Here is a 16463-nt window from a genome sequence, read left to right as displayed (position 1 = left end):
GCCCAGAGACGCGAGGGGCGAGTGGGGGTGGAGTCAGTGGGGAAGCTTCGAGCCGGCGGCGTTGTCGATGAGCCATACCGTCTCGACAAGCCCGTGCACGCCCATGGCGGGCGTGTCCTCGACGGTCCCGTCGCCCAGCGCGCGCGCCACGGCGTCGGCCTTCTCCTCACCTGACACGAGGAACCACACGCTGTCGCAGTGATTGAGCGTCGGGAACGTCATCGAGAGGCGCACCGACGGGGGCTTGGGGGAGTGGAGGACCTCGACGGTCCGCCGCCTGGTCTCGTTCAGCTGGGCCTGGCCCGGAAACAACGAGGCAACGTGGCCATCCGGCCCCATGCCCAGCAGCACGACGTCGAAGAGGTCGTCAGGAAGGATGTCGGCGTACGCCTCCGCAGCCTCCATGGCATCTTTGGCGCCGCCGAGACCCGGCATCGTGTGCACGCGCGCGGTCGGCACGCCGAGCCGCGTCAGGAAGGTGTCGCGGGCCTGCTGATCGTTGCGGTCGGCGTGACCCTCGGGCACGAAGCGCTCGTCGCCCCAGTAGTAGTCGACGTCCGCCCAGTCGACGACGTCAGTGTCGAGCAGCGCATACGCCGCCGAGGCGATCGTGCCGCCTGTCAGCACGATGCTCGGTCTGCGGCCCTCACCCTGGACAAGGGCCAGGCGCCCGGCGATGCGGTCGGCTATGGCAGCGGCGAGGGAGGGGGCGTCGGGGTAGACGTCGACCCCCATCAATTGGCCAGCATGTGCTTGATCGTGTCCTTGTAGATGTCGTCGGCGTCGAGCCGGCGCAAGTCCTCCGCCAGCAGCTCGGCCAGCGTGCGCGCACCGAGCGGCACCTGGCGCAGCGCCGAGCCAGGCACGCTGAAGTGGCACGACGTCGGGCTGATGCGCTCGATGCAGACGTCGCCATCGCCGGTCGTGAGGATGACTCTCGCAATCTGGTCGGTGTCGCTGCGGTGCACGGTGATCGGCACCTTGAGGCGGCTCTCGAGCCACGCGACGAGCAGGGCCGCCGCAGGGTTGTTTCGCCCAGCCGTCACTTCACCTCTGATGACCTTGCTGGTCGACTGGTCGAGGGCTGCCGCGAGCAACGCCCGCCACGGTGTGAGCCGCGTCCACGACAGGTCGGTGTCACCGGGTGCGTACTTGCGTGCGACGGCGCGAAGGGCCCGGATGGGCGAGTCGGTCGCCTCGGCGTCGGTCAGGCGACGCTGGGCGAACTGGCCGATGGCGTCCTTCGAAGGCTCGATCGGCGGCTGTCCTGGCCACCACACCACGACGGGGGAGTCAGGCAGCAGAAGAGGTAGCACGACCGACTCGGCGTGCTTGGTGAGCTCACCGGAGATGCGCAGCAGTATCGACTCGCCAGAGGAGTTCTCGCCCACGCGGACCTTGGCGTTGAGCTCGGCGCCCCCACGGCCGTCGCCGAGGATGACGCCGATGACGCGTGACGGGTGCTCGCGCGACAGCGTGGTGGCGGTCCTGAGCGCTTCTGCGACCGCCTCCTCGTCGGTCACGACGAGCAGGGTCAGCACCATGTCCATCGCCGGGCTGCCGGCCGCCATGCGGGCCTTGACGAGCGCCCGGGCGATCTCGGCGGAATTGGTCTTCTCGAGTGCGATCTCCATGACTAGGGCCTTCTCCAGGTGCGGCCGTCGCGGGCCAGCATCTTGTCTGCCGAGGCGGGGCCCCACGTGCCGGACGGGTAGGTGTCGATGTCTTTCTGCCGTTTCCAGTAAGCGATGACAGGGTCGAGGATCTTCCACGCCAGCTCGACCTCCTCGTGCTGGGGGAACAGCGGCGGGTCGCCGAGCAGGACGTCCAGGATCAGTCGCTCGTAGGCCTCGGGGCTGCTCTCGACGAACGCGCCCCCGTAGGCGAAGTCCATGTTGACGTCGCGGATCTCCATCGTGGTGCCGGGAACCTTGGCACCGAAGCGCAGCGTCACCCCCTCGTCAGGCTGGATGCGCATGACGAGCGCGTTGCTGCCGAGCTCCTCGATGTCGTTCTTGCTGAACGGCTGGTGGGGCGCCGTCTTGAAGATGACGGCCACCTCGGTGACACGACGACCGAGGCGCTTGCCGGTGCGGAGGTAGAACGGGACACCGGCCCAGCGGCGGGTGAGGATGTCGACACGGATGGCGGCGTAGGTCTCGGCGCGTGATCCGTCAGGCACACCGTGTTCCTCGAGGTAGCCGATGACCTTCTCGCCACCGGCCCAACCAGCGACGTACTGGGCCTGTGCGGTGTGCTTGTCCATCCGCGCAGGCGGGCGGGCATTGGCGAGGACCTTCTGCTTCTCGACGCGCAACGAGGAGGCGTTGAACGAGACGGGCTCCTCCATCGCGATGAGCGCCATGAGCTGCAGCAGGTGGTTCTGGATGACGTCGCGCGCGGCCCCGATGCCGTCGTAGTAGCCAGCCCGCGATCCGATGCCGATGTCCTCGGCCATCGTGATCTGCACGTGGTCGACGTAGTGGTTGTTCCAGATCGGCTCGAACATCCCGTTGGCGAAGCGCAGCGCAAGGATGTTCTGCACCGTCTCCTTGCCGAGGTAGTGGTCGATACGGAACACCGACTCCTGCGGAAAGACGTCGGCGACGATGCGGTTGAGCTCCTCCGCGGAGGCGAGGTCGTGGCCGAAGGGCTTCTCGATGACGACGCGACGCCAGCCGGCACCGGCGGCGGTGGCGAGGCCGTGCTTCTTGATCTGCGAGACGACGACGGGGAACAGGCTGGGCGGGATCGACAGGTAGAACGCGTGGTTGCCGCCCGTACCCTGCTGCTCGTCGAGCTCCTCCATCGTGTCGGCGAGACGCTGCCAAGCGCTGTCGTCGTCGAACTCCCCGGGCACGAACCTGATGCCGGCCTCGAGCTGGTTCCAGACGGTCTCGCTCCACTTCGTGCGGGCGCCGGCCTTGGCAGCCTCCTTGATGAGGTGCGAGAAGGTCGTGCGTGCGTAGTCCTGGCGGGCGAAGCCGACGAGTGCGAAACCGGGCGGCAGCAGACCGCGGTTGGCCAGGTCGTAGACCGCGGGGATGAGCTTCTTCTTGGCGAGGTCGCCTGTCACTCCGAACAGGATCAGGCTGCAGGGCCCGGCGATGCGGGGGAGTCGACGGTCACGCGGATCCCTCAGCGGGTTGCCATCGCCCATGCTCATGCCTGTGCCTCGGGTCCGAGGGCCGCGCGCACTGTCGGCAGCCCCTGCGTGACGTCCCCCAGGTGAAGCCGGAGGACGGGTCTGCCGTGGTCCCGCAGCACGGCGGCATCACCGGCGGCCTGGGAGTCGATGAAGGTCCCGAAGGTGAACTCCCGACCGGGGACGGCCAGGTCTTCTGCGGCCGCTCCCGTGATCTGCAGGAAGACGCCGTTGGGGGTGCCACCCTTGTGATACTGCCCGGTCGAGTGCAGGAAGCGTGGACCCCAGCCGAAGGTGACCGGACGGCCGAGGGATTGCGCGAGGACCTCGCGGACGTCGGCGAAGTCAGCGTGGACGAGCCGGTCGAGGTAGACCTGCACGGCGAGATAGCCGTGGTCGAGGTCGACCGCGGCGAGCAGGTTGCGCAGGGCCTCGGCGATCGTCGTCCCGTCCGCGCCGTAGACGTCGATGCCACTTTCGGAGAAGTCGGGTATGGGCGGCTCACCCCCACCGTCGAGCAGAGCACGGGAGGCCTTCTTGGCACTCTCGACGTCGGGCTGGTCGAACGGGTTGATGCCGATGAGCTGGCCGGCCACGACAATTGCTGTCTCCCAGATCAGCATCTGGGCCCCAAGCTCTGCGTCGAGCGCCACGGCGAACCCGGACTCCGACGCCGGAGCGGCGTCGCCGCCGATCGAGACGAGGATCGAGTCGGCCGTGCTCGGGTTGAAGTTGATGGCATTCTCGAACGGCACGACGACGGGCAGGATGCCCTTGCCGAGCTTGCCGGTCGACTCGGCGACAAGCTGCTCGATCCAGTCGCCGACGCCATGTCGGGTCTGGTCGGCGATCACGAGCTTGTCGACGCGGTGGTGGTTGGCGACGCCCAGCAGGACACCGAGGCGCAGGGCCGGGTTGTCGGCTTCGTCGGTGAACAGCGCTTGCTGCACCTGCTCTGCGGACTCGAGCAACGCTCCGATGTCTGCCCCGGCCAGACCACTGGGTACCAGGCCGAAAGCCGTGAGCGCCGAGTACCGGCCGCCAACGTGGGGATCGGCGCGGAAGACGCGGTAGCCGGCTTCGGTGGCCTCCGCATCGAGCGGCGAGCCCGGATCGGTGACGACGACGATGTGGTCGGCCGGATCGTGGCCCGCGTCGGCAAAGGCCTTCTCGTATGCCCGACGCTGGCTGTCGGTCTCGACGGTGCCTCCGGACTTGCTCGACACCACGACGATGCTGCGCTCGAGCCGGTCGGCCAGCGCACCACGCACCATGTCGGGCTGGGACGAGTCGAGCACCGTCAGCTCGACGCCCGCCGTGTGGCAGATGACCTCCGGTGCGAGCGATGACCCACCCATGCCGCACAGGACGACGTGGTCGAGCCCCTTGTCGGCGAGCTCGGCCCGCAGGACGCCGACTTCGTCCACGAGGTGCCTCGACGTCTCGGCGAGGCTCGTCCAGCTCAGACGGATCTTCGACTCGGACTCGGCATCGGGGCCCCAGACCGTGGGGTCCTGCGCGCCGATCCGCGAGGCGAGCCGGGCTGTGACAGCCCCGTCGAGAGCGTCCTGGAACTCATCGTGCGACGGGGTCGCGAGGTGCACGTCGACCATGCTCAGGCCTTGTCGAGCTCGGCGGACACCGTGCCGAGGAGCTCGGCCCAGGAGGCGTCGAACTTCTCGAGGCCCTCCTTCTCCAGAATCTCGACGACCTCGGCATACGCGATGCCCTCGCGTTCGAGGGCGGCGATCGCCTCGCGTGACTCCTCGTACGTGTTGTGCACCCGGTCGCCGATGATCTCGCCGTGGTCGATGACGGCGTGAAGCGTCTTCTCGGGCATCGTGTTGACGGTGTTGGCCACCACGAGCTCGGTGACGTAAAGGGTGTCGGGAAGGTTGGGGTCCTTGACGCCGGTCGAGGCCCACAGGGGCCGCTGGCTGTTGGCGCCCTTGGCCTGCAGCACTGTGAACCGCTCGCCGCCGAAGACCTCCTCGTACGCCTCGTAGGCCAGGCGCGCGTTGGCCAGGGCCGCGGTGCCTCGCAGCGGGCTGTCCTCGGGCAGGCGCTTGTCGACCTCGGAGTCGACGCGGCTGACGAAGAACGACGCGACCGAGTGGATCGTGGACAGGTCGTGGCCGGCCTCGGCCGCCTTCTCGAGACCCTCGAGGTAGGCGTCCATCACGGCGCGGTAGCGGTCGAGGGAGAAGATCAGCGTGACGTTGACGCTGATGCCTTCGGCGATCACGGCAGAGATGGCCGCGACGCCCTCGACCGTGGCGGGGATCTTGATCAGGGCGTTGGGGCGGTCGACCCGCTCCCACAACTTCTTGGCGAGACTGATCGTGTAGTCGGTGTCGCGGGCAGCGCCCGGGTCGACCTCGATCGAGACCCGACCGTCGACGCCGTCGGTGCGGTCGTAGACGGGACGCAGGATGTCGCAGCCCTGCTGCACGTCGGTGGTCGTCAGCTCGAAGACTGTGGTGTCGACATCGGCGCCCGACTCCTTGAGGCTCTTGACCTGCTCGGCGTACTTCTCACCCTTGGACAGGGCCGACGCGAAGATCGTGGGGTTGGTCGTCACTCCGACGACGCCCGACGTGGCGACCATCTCAGCGAGGTTTCCCGACTCGATGCGCTCCCGCGAGAGGTCGTCGAGCCAGATGGACACACCGGCATCGGCGAGGGCCTTCAGAGGGTCGTTCATGGTGTCTCCTTGGGTTCAGTTGTGCTGTCAGTGGGTGTCAGTGGTGTCGGCGTTGTCGCCCGGACCGACTGGTCCGGCCGGCCGGGCGTGGAACGGCGCGGACGGGGCACCGGCGGCAGCGGCGATCGAGTCCTTCGCAGCGGCGACGACAGCACCGGCGGTGATGCCGAACTTGTCGTAGAGCGTCTGGTAGTCGGCCGACGCGCCGTAGTGCTCGATGCTGACGATGCGGCCGGCGTCGCCGACCACGTCACGCCAGCCCAGCGCGACGGCTGCTTCGACCGCGACCCGCGCCCGCAGTGTCGGCGGGATGACGCTGTCGCGGTAGGCACTGTCCTGCTGCTCGAACCACTCACGGCACGGCATCGAGACGACCCGCGCGGAGATGCCCTCGCCGGCGAGCTGTTCGCGTGCTGCCACCGCGAGCTGCACCTCTGAACCGGTCGACACCAGGATGACGTCAGGCTCACCGTCGGCGTCGATCAGGACATAGGCACCCTTGGCGACCTCGGAGGCCTCGGCCCAGCCGTCGGTGCCGCGGGGGAAGGTCGGGACGTTCTGACGGCTCAGTGCCAGCGCGGCTGGTCGGCCGGTGTGGCCGAGGATGGTGCGCCACGCGGCGACGGTCTCGTTGGCGTCGGCGGGCCGGACGACGTCAAGCCCGGGGATGGCCCTGAGTGCCGCGAGGTGCTCGACGGGCTGATGGGTCGGGCCGTCCTCGCCAAGGCCGATCGAGTCATGCGTCCAGACATAGGTGACCGGCAGCTCCTGCAGAGCCGCGAGGCGCACCGAGGGACGCATGTAGTCGCTGAACACGAGGAACGTGCCGCCGTAGGGGCGGGTGAGCCCGTGCTGGACCATGCCGTTCATGATCGCGCCCATGGCGTGCTCACGGATGCCGAAGTGCAGCACGCGGCCGTACCAGTCGCCCGTGAACTTCGCTGTGGAGTGCTCCGGGGGGATGAACGATGGTTCGCCCTTGGGGGTGGTGTTGTTCGAGCCGGCGAGGTCGGCCGAGCCGCCCCACAGCTCGGGCAGACGGGGAGCCGCAGCGCTGAGGAAGTCACCGGACGCCACGCGGGTGGCCACGCCCTTGTCGCTGGTCTCGTAGACCGGCAGGTCAGCATCCCAGCCCGCGGGCAGCTCTCGCTTCGAGAGGCGCTCGAGCAGCGCTGCGCGCTCGGGCGCTGCCGATGCCCAGGCGTCGAACGACGCCTGCCAGCTCTGGTGGGCCTCGGTGCCGCGATCGAGCGCGCCGTGGGTGTGGGCGAGGACGTCGTCATCGACGATGAACGTCTTGTCGGGGTCGAACCCCAACAGCTTCTTGGTGGCGGCGATCTCGTCGTCGCCGAGCGCGGACCCGTGTGACCCGCCGGTGTTCTGGGCGGTCGGCGCGGGCCACGCGATGATGGTGCGCAGCTTGATGAAGCTGGGCTTGTTGGTGACGGCCTCGGCAGCCTGGTAGGCGTCCCACAGGGCCTTGACGTCCTCGACGTACTCGGTGCCGCCGTTGGTCCAGTCGACGGTCTGCACGTGCCAGCCGTAGGCGGCGTAGCGTGCGGCGACGTCCTCGGTGAAGGCGATGTCGGTGTCGTCCTCGATCGAGATCTTGTTGTCGTCCCACAAGAGGGTGAGATAGCCCAGCTGCTGGTGCCCGGCTAGCGACGACGCCTCGGCCGAGACGCCCTCCTCCAGGTCGCCATCGGAGCAGATCGCGTAGATGTGGTGGTCGAACGGGCTCTCGCCGGCCGCCGTGTCAGGGTCGAGGAGGCCGCGTTCACGACGCGCGGCCATGGCCATGCCCACGGCGTTCGCGACGCCCTGGTCGAGCGGGCCGGTCGTGACCTCGACGCCGGGGGTGTGGTTGTACTCAGGGTGGCCCGGGGTCTGGCTGCCCCACGTGCGCAGGCTCTTGAGGTCGTCGAGCGTCATCGGGTACCCCGCGAGGAACAGCTCGATGTACTGCGTGAGGCTGGAGTGGCCGCACGACAGGACGAAGCGGTCGCGGCCCGCCCAGTGAGGATCGCTGGGGTCGTGGCACATGAGCTTCTGGTAGAGCAGGTACGCGACCGGAGCCAGACTCATGGCGGTACCGGGGTGGCCGTTGCCGACCTTCTGCACGGCGTCGGCGGCCAGCAGGCGAACGGTGTTCACGGCTCTCTTGTCGAGGTCTGTCCACTCCAGCGAGGGGGTCGGTGACGTCACAACGGGGGCTCCTGATCGTGGTACGAGAAACGTGGTGGGGTGGCATCGCAGGCCAGCATGACGAGCCTACCTTCGTCCTTATAGACTGGTGCACGTGACTGTCATCGATGTGTCGTCCGCCAGTAATGCTGACGTACCCACATCTCCGGACTTCAGCGCCGTCGTCAAGGCCTATGTCGCTCTCACGAAGCCCCGCATCATCGAGTTGCTGCTCCTCACGACGGTCCCGGTGATGTTCCTTGCCCAGCAGGGAGTGCCGCCACTGTGGCTTGTCGTCTCGACGTTCGTCGGTGGCTCGCTGTCGGCGGGCAGCGCTAACGCCCTCAACTGTGTCGTCGATGCCGACATCGACCAGCTGATGCGCCGCACCTCCCGTCGCCCGCTGGCCCGGCACCAGGTGTCGATGCGTGGAGCGCTGATCTTCGGGCTCGTTCTCGGTGTCGTCTCGACGCTGCTGCTGGGCGTCTACGTGAACTGGCTGTCCTCGGGCCTCGCGCTCGCCGCCAACGTCTTCTACGTCGTCGGTTACACCATGATCCTCAAGCGCCGCACGAGCCAGAACATCGTGTGGGGCGGAGCTGCCGGGTGTTTTCCGGCGATGATCGGCTGGACCGCCGTCACCGGTGAGCTGGCGTGGGCGCCGGTTGTGCTCTTCCTGGTCGTCTTCTTCTGGACCCCGCCACACTTCTGGGCGCTCGCGATGCGTTACCGCGACGACTACTCGGCGGCGAGCGTCCCGATGCTGCCGTCGGTCGCCACGTCCGACGAGGTCTCGCGCCAGATCGTCATCTACTCCTGGGTCATGGTCGGCACGTCGCTGCTGCTGTGGCCGATCACCCCGACCGGCTGGTTCTATCCCGCCGTCGCGATCACCCTCGGCATCGTGTTCCTCGTCGAGGCCTACGACCTGCGGTCGCGCGCCCGCGACACCGAGGACCTCGCGATCATCAAGCCGATGAGGCTCTTCCACTTCTCGAACGCCTATCTCGCGCTGCTGTTCGTGGCAGCAGCGGTCGATCCCTTCCTGCGCTGAGTCGTGCCCAACGTCCACACCGGTGCCGTGTCGGTGGTCGAGGCAACACCCGACGACTGGGCCCAGTGGCGGCTGCTGCGCCAGCGGTCGCTCACCGAGGACCCGGAGGCGTTCGCGTCGTCGGTCACCATGTGGACGGGTGACCACGACGTCGAAGCGCGCTGGCGCCAACGGCTCGCCGACGGCCCGTGCTTCCTTGCCCGGGCCGGCGCGACTCCTGTCGGCATGGCGGGAGGTCGGCGTGATGGCGCCGACGCCGAGCTGATCTCGATGTGGGTCGCTCCCGAGGCGCGCGGTCGGGGGGTGGGCCGACTGCTGATCGAAGCCGTCGTCGGGTGGAGCGACGCGTCTGTTCTGAGCCTGCGGGTCATCGACGGCAACTCCGCCGCGATCGGGCTCTACACCTCGCTGGGTTTCGCCCTCGACGAGGGTTGTGCCGACGCTGAAGGTTGTCGCCGGATGCGACTCAGGCGGTGAGACCTCAGCGAGACCGGCTCGATTGAGGTGGTCGAGACTCGGCCACGTTCTCCGTGGTTGGTGTCGTGGCCACGACGTCGACCAGCAGGCGGGTGGCGGCGGCGACCAGCACCGCGGCCCCGACGAGGTGCGCGGCGACGAGCGCAACCGGGAGGTCGGTGAAGTACTGCACGAAGCCGATCGTCCCCTGAGCCAGCTCGACGACCAGCAGGACGACGGCGAATCGCCCGGCCGCAGTCCGCCTCAGGACGACGCAGCACGCCACGGTGAGACCGACCAGCAGATAGACAGATGCTGCGTGGACGTGGCTCATGACGTGCGGATCGAGCCCGTTTCGGTGCGCGCCATTGTCGCCGGAGTGAGGTCCGCCACCCGTCACGACGGTGCCGATGTAGACGACCACCCACATCACTGCGTAGGTGAATACCACGAGGCGGGCGTGCGTGGGCGGAACGGACGAACCGTGGTCGCCCCGGACCCTGACGACGAGCAGCACCGACGCCGCGACCAAGAGCGTGGAGAGCAACAGGTGCAGGGAGACGACCCAGGGGTTCAGGTTGGTGAGGACACTGATGCCGCCGATGACCCCTTGGAAGGGGACCCCGAGGGTGATCAGGAGCGCCAGACGACGCTGCTCGCGGGACGTGCCAGCCCACCGCCACACCGCGGTCAGCATGCCGACGACGACGGCGATGAGGACGTACGTGAGCATGCGGTTGCCGAACTCGATCGCGCCGTGCAGCCCCAGCTCGCGGTGGGGGACGAATGAGCTGTCGGTGCAGCGCGGCCAGGTGGGGCACCCGAGGCCGGATCCGGTGAGCCGGACGAGCCCACCCGTCAGGATGATCACGGTGTTGGCCACGACCGACGCCCACGCCCAGCGCTCGACGGTGCGGCGCTCGGGGTGTGGCAGCCGGTCGGTGAGCTGTCGGATCATTCCCACTTGAAGGTCCTTGCGGTCAGGGAGCCGGCCACGAGTGACCACACGAGAAGGACGCTCACGGCCATGACGCCAGGGGCGCCGCCGTCGAAGACGTCGCGCAGGCCCTGGCCGAGTGCCCCCGACGGCAGCAGCCGCAGCACGTGTTGTGCGCCGTCGGGGTAGCGGCTGAGGGGCACCAGGACGGCACCGCCGGTGAGCAGCAGGACGTACACCAGATTGGCAACGACCAGGGTCGCCTCGGCGCGCAAAGTTCCGGCGATCAGGAGTGCGAGGGAGCCGAACGCCGCGGTGCTGAGCAGCGCCAGCACGACCAGCCAGCCTATCGAGGACACCCCGCCGTGAGGCTCCCAGCCGAGGGCGAGCGCCACCAACGACAGCACAGTGAGCTGCACGATCTCGAGGAGCACGATCGCGCCGATCTTGCCGAGCAACAGGCCCGACCGTGGCAGCGGAGAGGCGCCGAGTCGTTTGAGTGCCCCGTAGCGTCGCTCGAAGCCCGTGGCGATGGCGAGCGACGTGAACGACGTCGACATGATGGCGAGGGCGAGCACCCCGGGCGCGACGATGTCGATCGAGCGGCCCGGGCCGAGATCGACGACCTTGTCGGAGTGGGTGCCGAAGACCAGCAGGAGCAACGGGATGACGAGCGTCAGCAGCAGCTGCTCGCCGTTGCGTGCGAGAAGTCGCAGCTCCATCGAGATCTGGGCGCGGACCATGGCGGTGGGTGTCGCTGCACCGGGTCGGGGTGAGAGCTCGAGGTTCATCGGAGCGCCCGACCGGTCAGCTCGAGGAACCTGTCCTCGAGGGTCTGCCGCTCCACCAGCAGCGACTCGGTGAGCACGCCCTGTCCGGCGCACCACGCCGAGAGGGTCGCGAGCAGTGCCGGATCGACGTGGCCGGCGATGACGTAGGCCCCGGGGGACACCTCGTCGACCTTGGTGTCGTGGGGGAGCGCAAGCATGAGGTCCTCGACGTCGAGGCCCGCGCGGGCGGTGAATCGCACGGTGTTCTTCGCCCCGGTGGCCGCGAGCTCCTGTGGGCTGCCCGAGGCGATGACGCGGCCCTCGTCGACGATGTGGATGCGGTCGGACAGGGTTTCGGCCTCGTCCATGAAGTGGGTCGTGAGAACCGTCGTGACACCGCTGGTGCGAAGCTCGGCGACAAGATCCCAGGTCGAGCGCCGCGCTTGCGGGTCGAGGCCTGCGGTCGGCTCGTCAAGGAAGAGCAGCTCGGGTCGTCCGACGATGGCCATGGCGAGGCTGAGTCGCTGCTGCTGGCCGCCGGACAGACGCCGGTAGGGGGTCTTGCCGAACGACTGCATGCCAAGCCTGTCGATCAGCGCGTCGACGTCGAGCGGATGAGCGTGCAGCGAGGCGATGTGGCGGAGCATCTCGTGCGCACGGACGCCCGACCAGGCGCCACCTGACTGCAGCATCACCCCCACCTTGGGACGGAGCTCGCGGCTGTCGGCTCGCGGATCGAGCCCGAGCACCCGTACCGAGCCGCTGTGTGGTGCCCGGAAGCCCTCGCACGTCTCGATCGTGGTGGTCTTGCCGGCGCCGTTGGGGCCCAGGATCGCCGTGACCGTGCCGCGCTCGACGCTCAGGTTGAGACCGTTCACAGCGGTGACGGAGCCGTACCGCATCACGAGGTCGACGACCTCGACTGCGGGCTGATTCACCCCTCCAGTGTAGGTGTCGCTTCGCAGGTCAGCGCGTTAGGCTGACCTGCCATGGACCTCCCCGTCATGCCTCCGGTGCGGCCGATGCTCGCGAAGTCGGTCAAGGGGGTCCCCGCGCCCGACTCCGTGGACGGCGGACTGTCGTACGAGCCCAAGTGGGACGGCTTCCGCTGCCTCGTCTTCCGCGACGGCGACGAGGTGCAGCTGGCGAGTCGGTCGACGAAGGAGCTGACCCGCTACTTCCCCGAGCTCGTCGACGCATTCCGCGTCGAGCTGCCCGACCGCGTGGTCGTCGACGGGGAGATCTTCCTGGCCATCGACGGGCGACTCGACTTCGACTCGTTGTCCCAGCGCATCCACCCCGCTACCTCTCGCGTGGAGATGTTGGCCTCGACCACCCCGGCGTCGTTCGTCGCGTTCGATCTTCTTGCCCTGGGTGACGAGTCTTTGATGGACGAGCCCTTCTCGGTGCGTCGGGCGCGGCTCGAAGAGGCTCTCGCCCCGGCGAGCGCTCCGGTGCACGTCACCCGCACGACGACCGACCCGGTCGAGGCCGAGGAGTGGTTCGGCACCTTCGAGGGTGCGGGCCTCGACGGCATCGTCGCCAAGGCACTCGCCAAGCCCTACGCACCCAACGGCCGCGCCATGCTCAAGATCAAGCACGCACGCACGGCTGACGTCGTCGTGGCGGGTTACCGCCTCCACAAGGCGTCGACCGCGGAACGTCCGCTACTGGGCTCGATGCTGCTGGGGCTCTATGCGGATGATGGCGCGCTGCAGCACGTCGGTGTCGCGGCGTCGTTCACCGAGGCGAGGCGAGCCGAGCTCATCGACGAGCTTGCGCCTCTGATCGTCGACGCGTCGGAGCATCCATGGGGCAAGTGGCAGGACGCCGACGCGCAGGCGGGCTCGAGGTTGCCGGGCGGGCAGAGCAGGTGGACCGGCACGAAGGACCTCTCGTTCGTCACCTTGGCGCCGACCGTGGTCGCGGAGGTCGGCTACGAGCACATGGAGGGCGACCGGTTCAGGCACACGGCACAGTTCAAGCGCTGGCGACCTGACCGCGAGCCCGCGTCCTGCACGTACGAGCAGCTCGAGGAGGTAGCCAGGTACGACCTGGCGAAGATCCTCACCTAGCCTCCACATCTGGAGGCGGAGGGGGCGGGGTCAGGTGCCCAGGCGGCGCAGACGCTCGACGAAGCCGTCGTCGGGCCCGACGTCGTTGCGGGCGCGCAGCTCGGCCTGGAGCTCCGCGGGCAGCTCGCCGGCAGACTTGACCTCGGTGTGGAGCCGCTCCATCGTGGCGTCGAGCTCGCCGGCGGTCTCGGCAGCATCACGGAGTCCGTCGAGCAGTGACTGCGGGACGTCCTGCTGGTACTTGTAGTGGATCTTGTGCTCGAGGCTTGCCCAGAAGTCCATCGCGATGGTGCGCAGCTGCACCTCGACGAGCACCGGCACCTGGCCGTCACTGAGGAAGACAGGTACCTCGATCAGCGCGTGCAGGCTGCGGTAGCCATTGGACTTCGGCGTCGCGATGTAGTCGCGCACGTCCACGATGTGCACGTCGGACTGGCCGGTGAGCAGGTCGAAGAGCGTGTAGACGTCGGAGACGAAGCTGCACGTGACGCGCACGCCCGCGATGTCAGTGATGGTCTTCTCGATCGACACGAAGGTGGGATCAGTGCCCTTGCGTGCCATCTTCTCGATGATGCTGTCGGGGTTCTTGAGTCGCGACGACACGTTTTCGATGGGGTTGTTCTCATGCAGGTGGGTGAACTCGTCGCGCAGGATCGACAGCTTGGTGACGATCTCCTCCATGCCGAACTTGTACCGCATCATGAACCGCGTGAAGTCTTGGCGCAGCTGTGCCGCGTCCTCGCCCGCGAAGTCGCCCTCGGCCCGTTCGATGAGGCGGCCGAGGTCCATCCGAACGGGGGTTGGGTCCACGCGTCCACTGTAGGGATGACCAGCACGCGTTCACCTGAGGGTCAGCCATGAAGATCCGATCCGCCCACCCCGATCCCGAAGACTTGGCGCCCGAGGCGCCGTTCTCGGAGGTGGAATGGTCAATCGTGCTTCGCCTTGCTCGGCTGCACCCGCTTCGGCTCGCCGGGCATCTTGGGGTACTCCGGCGGGTAGGGCATCTCGACCGGGTCGGACTCCCACAGCTGCAGGAGCGGTTCGAGCGAGTGTGCGACCTCGTCGATCTCGGCGTGAGCGTCTCCCCGCTCGGCGAGGAGGGCCGGGACGGTGTGCAGCGTGAACGCCCGCGGGTCGTCGACACCCGCCAGCTCGTCCCACGTGAGAGGCATCGAGACGGTGGCACCAGGCGCGGGCCGCAGGCTGTAGGCCGAGGCAATGGTGCGGTCGCGACAGTTCTGGTTGAAGTCGATGAAGACGTTGTCTCCCCGCTCTTCCTTCCACCACGCCGTGGTGACTCCGTCGGCGCTCCGCTCGAGCTCGCGCGCTAGGGCGATCGCGGCATGGCGGACGTCGGTGAAGGTCCACCGCGGCTCGAGTCGCACGTAGACGTGCACCCCGCGCTTGCCGCTCGTCTTCGCGAACGCGCGGATGCCGAGCCCGTCGAGCACCTCGCGTGCGACGGCCGCGACGCGCACGGCGTCGGCGAACCCGGTCGAGCCGAACGGGTCGAGGTCGATGCGCAGCTCGTCGGGGCGGTCGTTGTCGGCACTGCGGGTCGGCCAGGGGTGGAACGTGATGGCGCCCATGTGGGCTGCCCACGCGGCGACTGCGACCTCGGTCATGCAGATCTCGTCGGCTACGCGGCCGGACGGGAAGAGGACGCGGGTGCTCTCGACGTACGACGGAGCACCGCGCATCATCCGCTTCTGGTAGAACGCGTCACCATGACTGTCAGCCCTCGTCGACATCACCATGTCGGCACGCACACCCTTGGGCCACCGCTCCAGCGTCACGGGCCTGTCGCGCAGTGCGCGCATCAGACCATCGTCGACGGTGGCGTAGTACTCGGCCACCATCAGCTTCGTGACCTCGGCGGAGAAGTCGGTCTTCTCGTAGATCACCCTGGTAGGGCTGGACACGCGCACAGTGCGTCCGCTCGCCTCGATCTCGACCGCCTCGGATGCCATGGCGACACTCTAGGGCGGACCGCGGGCCGACTAAGGATGACCTTTGTTGAATGGCGACTCGAATAAAGGCACACTTGTCTTGTGAAATACAGCGGGTCAGACGAAGTGGCGGTCATCGACGACGCCCCGACTCGCGAGCGCGTAGCCACCACGATCCTGGAGAACGGTCCGTCGACCGCTGCTGACCTCGCTGTCCAGCTCAAGCTGACTCCCGCCGCAGTGCGTCGCCACCTCGACCAGCTGCTCGCCGACGGTGTCCTCGAGACCCGCGACAAGCGCATCACAGGGCAGCGTGGGCGTGGCCGTCCCGCCAAGTTGTTCGTCATCACTGACGCTGGTCGCGATCATTTCGCACATGCCTACGACGAGCTCGCCGCAGGAGCGCTGCGCTACCTCGCCGAGACCGGCGGCGATGACGCCGTCATGGCGTTTGCCCGGCACCGCCTCACCGACCTCGAGGACCGCTACCGCCCTCTGCTGGCGCTGGCCGACCCGGCCGACCGCCCCCGTGCGCTCGCCGACGCGCTCAGCCAAGATGGTTATGCGGCTTCCACAGGCTCCACCCCCGCCGGCATACAGATGTGCCAGCACCACTGCCCGGTCGCGCACGTGGCCGAGGAGTTCCCCCAGATGTGCGAGGCGGAGACCGAGATGTTTGCTCGGCTCCTCGGCACCCACGTCCAGCGCCTGGCGACGATCGCACACGGTGACGGCGTCTGCACCACGTACATGCCCCAGATCTCCATTCCCGCCCAGATCTCCACCCCCGTAGAGAGGCAGACCTCATGACGACCACGTCACATGAGACCGATGCGACACCCACCGCCCCCAACGCCGTGGAGGAGGCCAACCCCGGCCTCAAGGATGTCGGACGCTACGAGTTCGGCTGGTCCGACAAGACCGACGCCGGCGCGACGTCCAAGCGTGGACTGAGCGAAGACGTCGTCCGCAACATCTCCTCGCTCAAGGACGAGCCGCAGTGGATGCTCGACCTGCGACTCAAGGGCCTCAAGCTCTTCGGTCGCAAGCCCATGCCGACGTGGGGCTCCGACCTCAGCGGCATCGACTTCGACAACATCAAGTACTTCGTCCGTTCCACCGAGAAGCAGGCGGCGACGTGGGACGACCTGCCCGAGGACATCAAGAACACCTACGACCGTCTGGG

Annotated in this window: 15 protein-coding genes and 1 pseudogene; 5 read left to right on the top strand and 11 right to left on the bottom strand. The window is 68.1% G+C overall.

What is annotated here, in order from left to right:
• Nucleotides 1–33: 33 nt before the first annotated feature.
• Genes pgl through tkt form a run of 6 tightly spaced genes read right to left on the bottom strand, consistent with a single transcriptional unit; the run spans nt 34 to nt 8054 of the window.
• A complete protein-coding gene (gene pgl, locus H7290_RS04695; protein WP_290512854.1) occupies nt 34–735 on the bottom strand; it encodes a 6-phosphogluconolactonase in 702 nt (233 codons plus the stop codon).
• Nucleotides 735–1634 (bottom strand): glucose-6-phosphate dehydrogenase assembly protein OpcA, encoded by a 900-nt coding sequence (locus tag H7290_RS04690; protein WP_290512853.1) that lies wholly within the window; start codon nt 1632–1634, stop codon nt 735–737. Before H7290_RS04690 ends, pgl begins: the two co-directional genes overlap by 1 nt.
• Nucleotides 1635–1636: 2 nt before the next feature.
• Nucleotides 1637–3166 (bottom strand): glucose-6-phosphate dehydrogenase, encoded by a 1530-nt coding sequence (zwf, locus tag H7290_RS04685; protein ID WP_290512852.1) that lies wholly within the window; start codon nt 3164–3166, stop codon nt 1637–1639.
• Nucleotides 3163–4758: a glucose-6-phosphate isomerase gene (locus H7290_RS04680; protein WP_290512851.1), complete on the bottom strand. Its 1596-nt coding sequence runs from the start codon at nt 4756–4758 to the stop codon at nt 3163–3165. Before H7290_RS04680 ends, zwf begins: the two co-directional genes overlap by 4 nt.
• 2 nt (nt 4759–4760) lie before the next feature.
• Nucleotides 4761–5849, bottom strand: coding sequence for a transaldolase (gene tal, locus H7290_RS04675; protein WP_290512850.1), 1089 nt, complete (start codon nt 5847–5849; stop codon nt 4761–4763).
• A gap of 27 nt (nt 5850–5876) precedes the next feature.
• Nucleotides 5877–8054, bottom strand: a complete 2178-nt coding sequence (gene tkt, locus H7290_RS04670) for a transketolase (protein ID WP_290512849.1) — start codon at nt 8052–8054, stop codon at nt 5877–5879.
• Nucleotides 8055–8157: 103 nt separating this feature from the next.
• Here tkt and H7290_RS04665 point away from each other — a divergent pair, with 103 nt between their 5' ends.
• Both H7290_RS04665 and H7290_RS04660 read left to right on the top strand, forming a co-directional pair.
• The gene (locus tag H7290_RS04665; RefSeq protein WP_290512873.1) at nt 8158–9087 is read left to right on the top strand and encodes a heme o synthase; all 930 of its coding nucleotides are present in this window, start codon (nt 8158–8160) and stop codon (nt 9085–9087) included.
• A 3-nt stretch (nt 9088–9090) separates the two neighbouring features.
• Nucleotides 9091–9564: a GNAT family N-acetyltransferase gene (locus H7290_RS04660; RefSeq protein ID WP_290512848.1), complete on the top strand. Its 474-nt coding sequence runs from the start codon at nt 9091–9093 to the stop codon at nt 9562–9564.
• Between the two features lie 4 nt (nt 9565–9568).
• On the opposite strand, the gene H7290_RS04655 is transcribed toward H7290_RS04660, so the two are convergent.
• From H7290_RS04655 to H7290_RS04645, 3 genes are read right to left on the bottom strand one after another with little or no spacing between them, the layout of a single operon-like run.
• Complete coding sequence (locus H7290_RS04655; protein WP_290512872.1) at nt 9569–10501, bottom strand: COX15/CtaA family protein; 933 nt, start codon at nt 10499–10501, stop codon at nt 9569–9571.
• Nucleotides 10498–11271, bottom strand: a complete 774-nt coding sequence (locus H7290_RS04650; RefSeq protein ID WP_290512847.1) for an ABC transporter permease — start codon at nt 11269–11271, stop codon at nt 10498–10500. Before H7290_RS04650 ends, H7290_RS04655 begins: the two co-directional genes overlap by 4 nt.
• Nucleotides 11268–12188: an ABC transporter ATP-binding protein gene (locus tag H7290_RS04645; protein ID WP_290512846.1), complete on the bottom strand. Its 921-nt coding sequence runs from the start codon at nt 12186–12188 to the stop codon at nt 11268–11270. Before H7290_RS04645 ends, H7290_RS04650 begins: the two co-directional genes overlap by 4 nt.
• Nucleotides 12189–12239: 51 nt before the next feature.
• Between H7290_RS04645 and H7290_RS04640 the strand changes: the two genes are divergently transcribed.
• Entirely contained in the window at nt 12240–13325 is a 1086-nt protein-coding gene (locus tag H7290_RS04640) for an ATP-dependent DNA ligase (protein ID WP_290512845.1), read from the top strand.
• Nucleotides 13326–13355: 30 nt separating this feature from the next.
• Here the strand turns inward: H7290_RS04640 and H7290_RS04635 are convergent, their stop codons facing one another.
• Nucleotides 13356–14135 (bottom strand): GTP pyrophosphokinase family protein, encoded by a 780-nt coding sequence (locus H7290_RS04635; protein WP_290512844.1) that lies wholly within the window; start codon nt 14133–14135, stop codon nt 13356–13358.
• 119 nt (nt 14136–14254) lie between these two features.
• Entirely contained in the window at nt 14255–15298 is a 1044-nt protein-coding gene (locus H7290_RS04630; protein ID WP_290512843.1) for a DNA primase small subunit domain-containing protein, read from the bottom strand.
• An 81-nt stretch (nt 15299–15379) separates the two neighbouring features.
• Between H7290_RS04630 and H7290_RS04625 the strand changes: the two genes are divergently transcribed.
• Nucleotides 15380–16087: a metalloregulator ArsR/SmtB family transcription factor gene (locus tag H7290_RS04625; protein ID WP_290512842.1), complete on the top strand. Its 708-nt coding sequence runs from the start codon at nt 15380–15382 to the stop codon at nt 16085–16087.
• Nucleotides 16084–16463 (top strand): annotated as a pseudogene (locus H7290_RS04620) (Fe-S cluster assembly protein SufB); the annotation flags it as partial. The gene H7290_RS04625 and the pseudogene H7290_RS04620, both read left to right, overlap by 4 nt.

Origin of the sequence: Aeromicrobium sp. (assembly GCF_014378035.1) — a bacterium.
Taxonomy (GTDB): Bacteria; Actinomycetota; Actinomycetes; order Propionibacteriales; family Nocardioidaceae; genus Aeromicrobium.
This window is presented reverse-complemented; position numbering and strand designations above follow the sequence as displayed.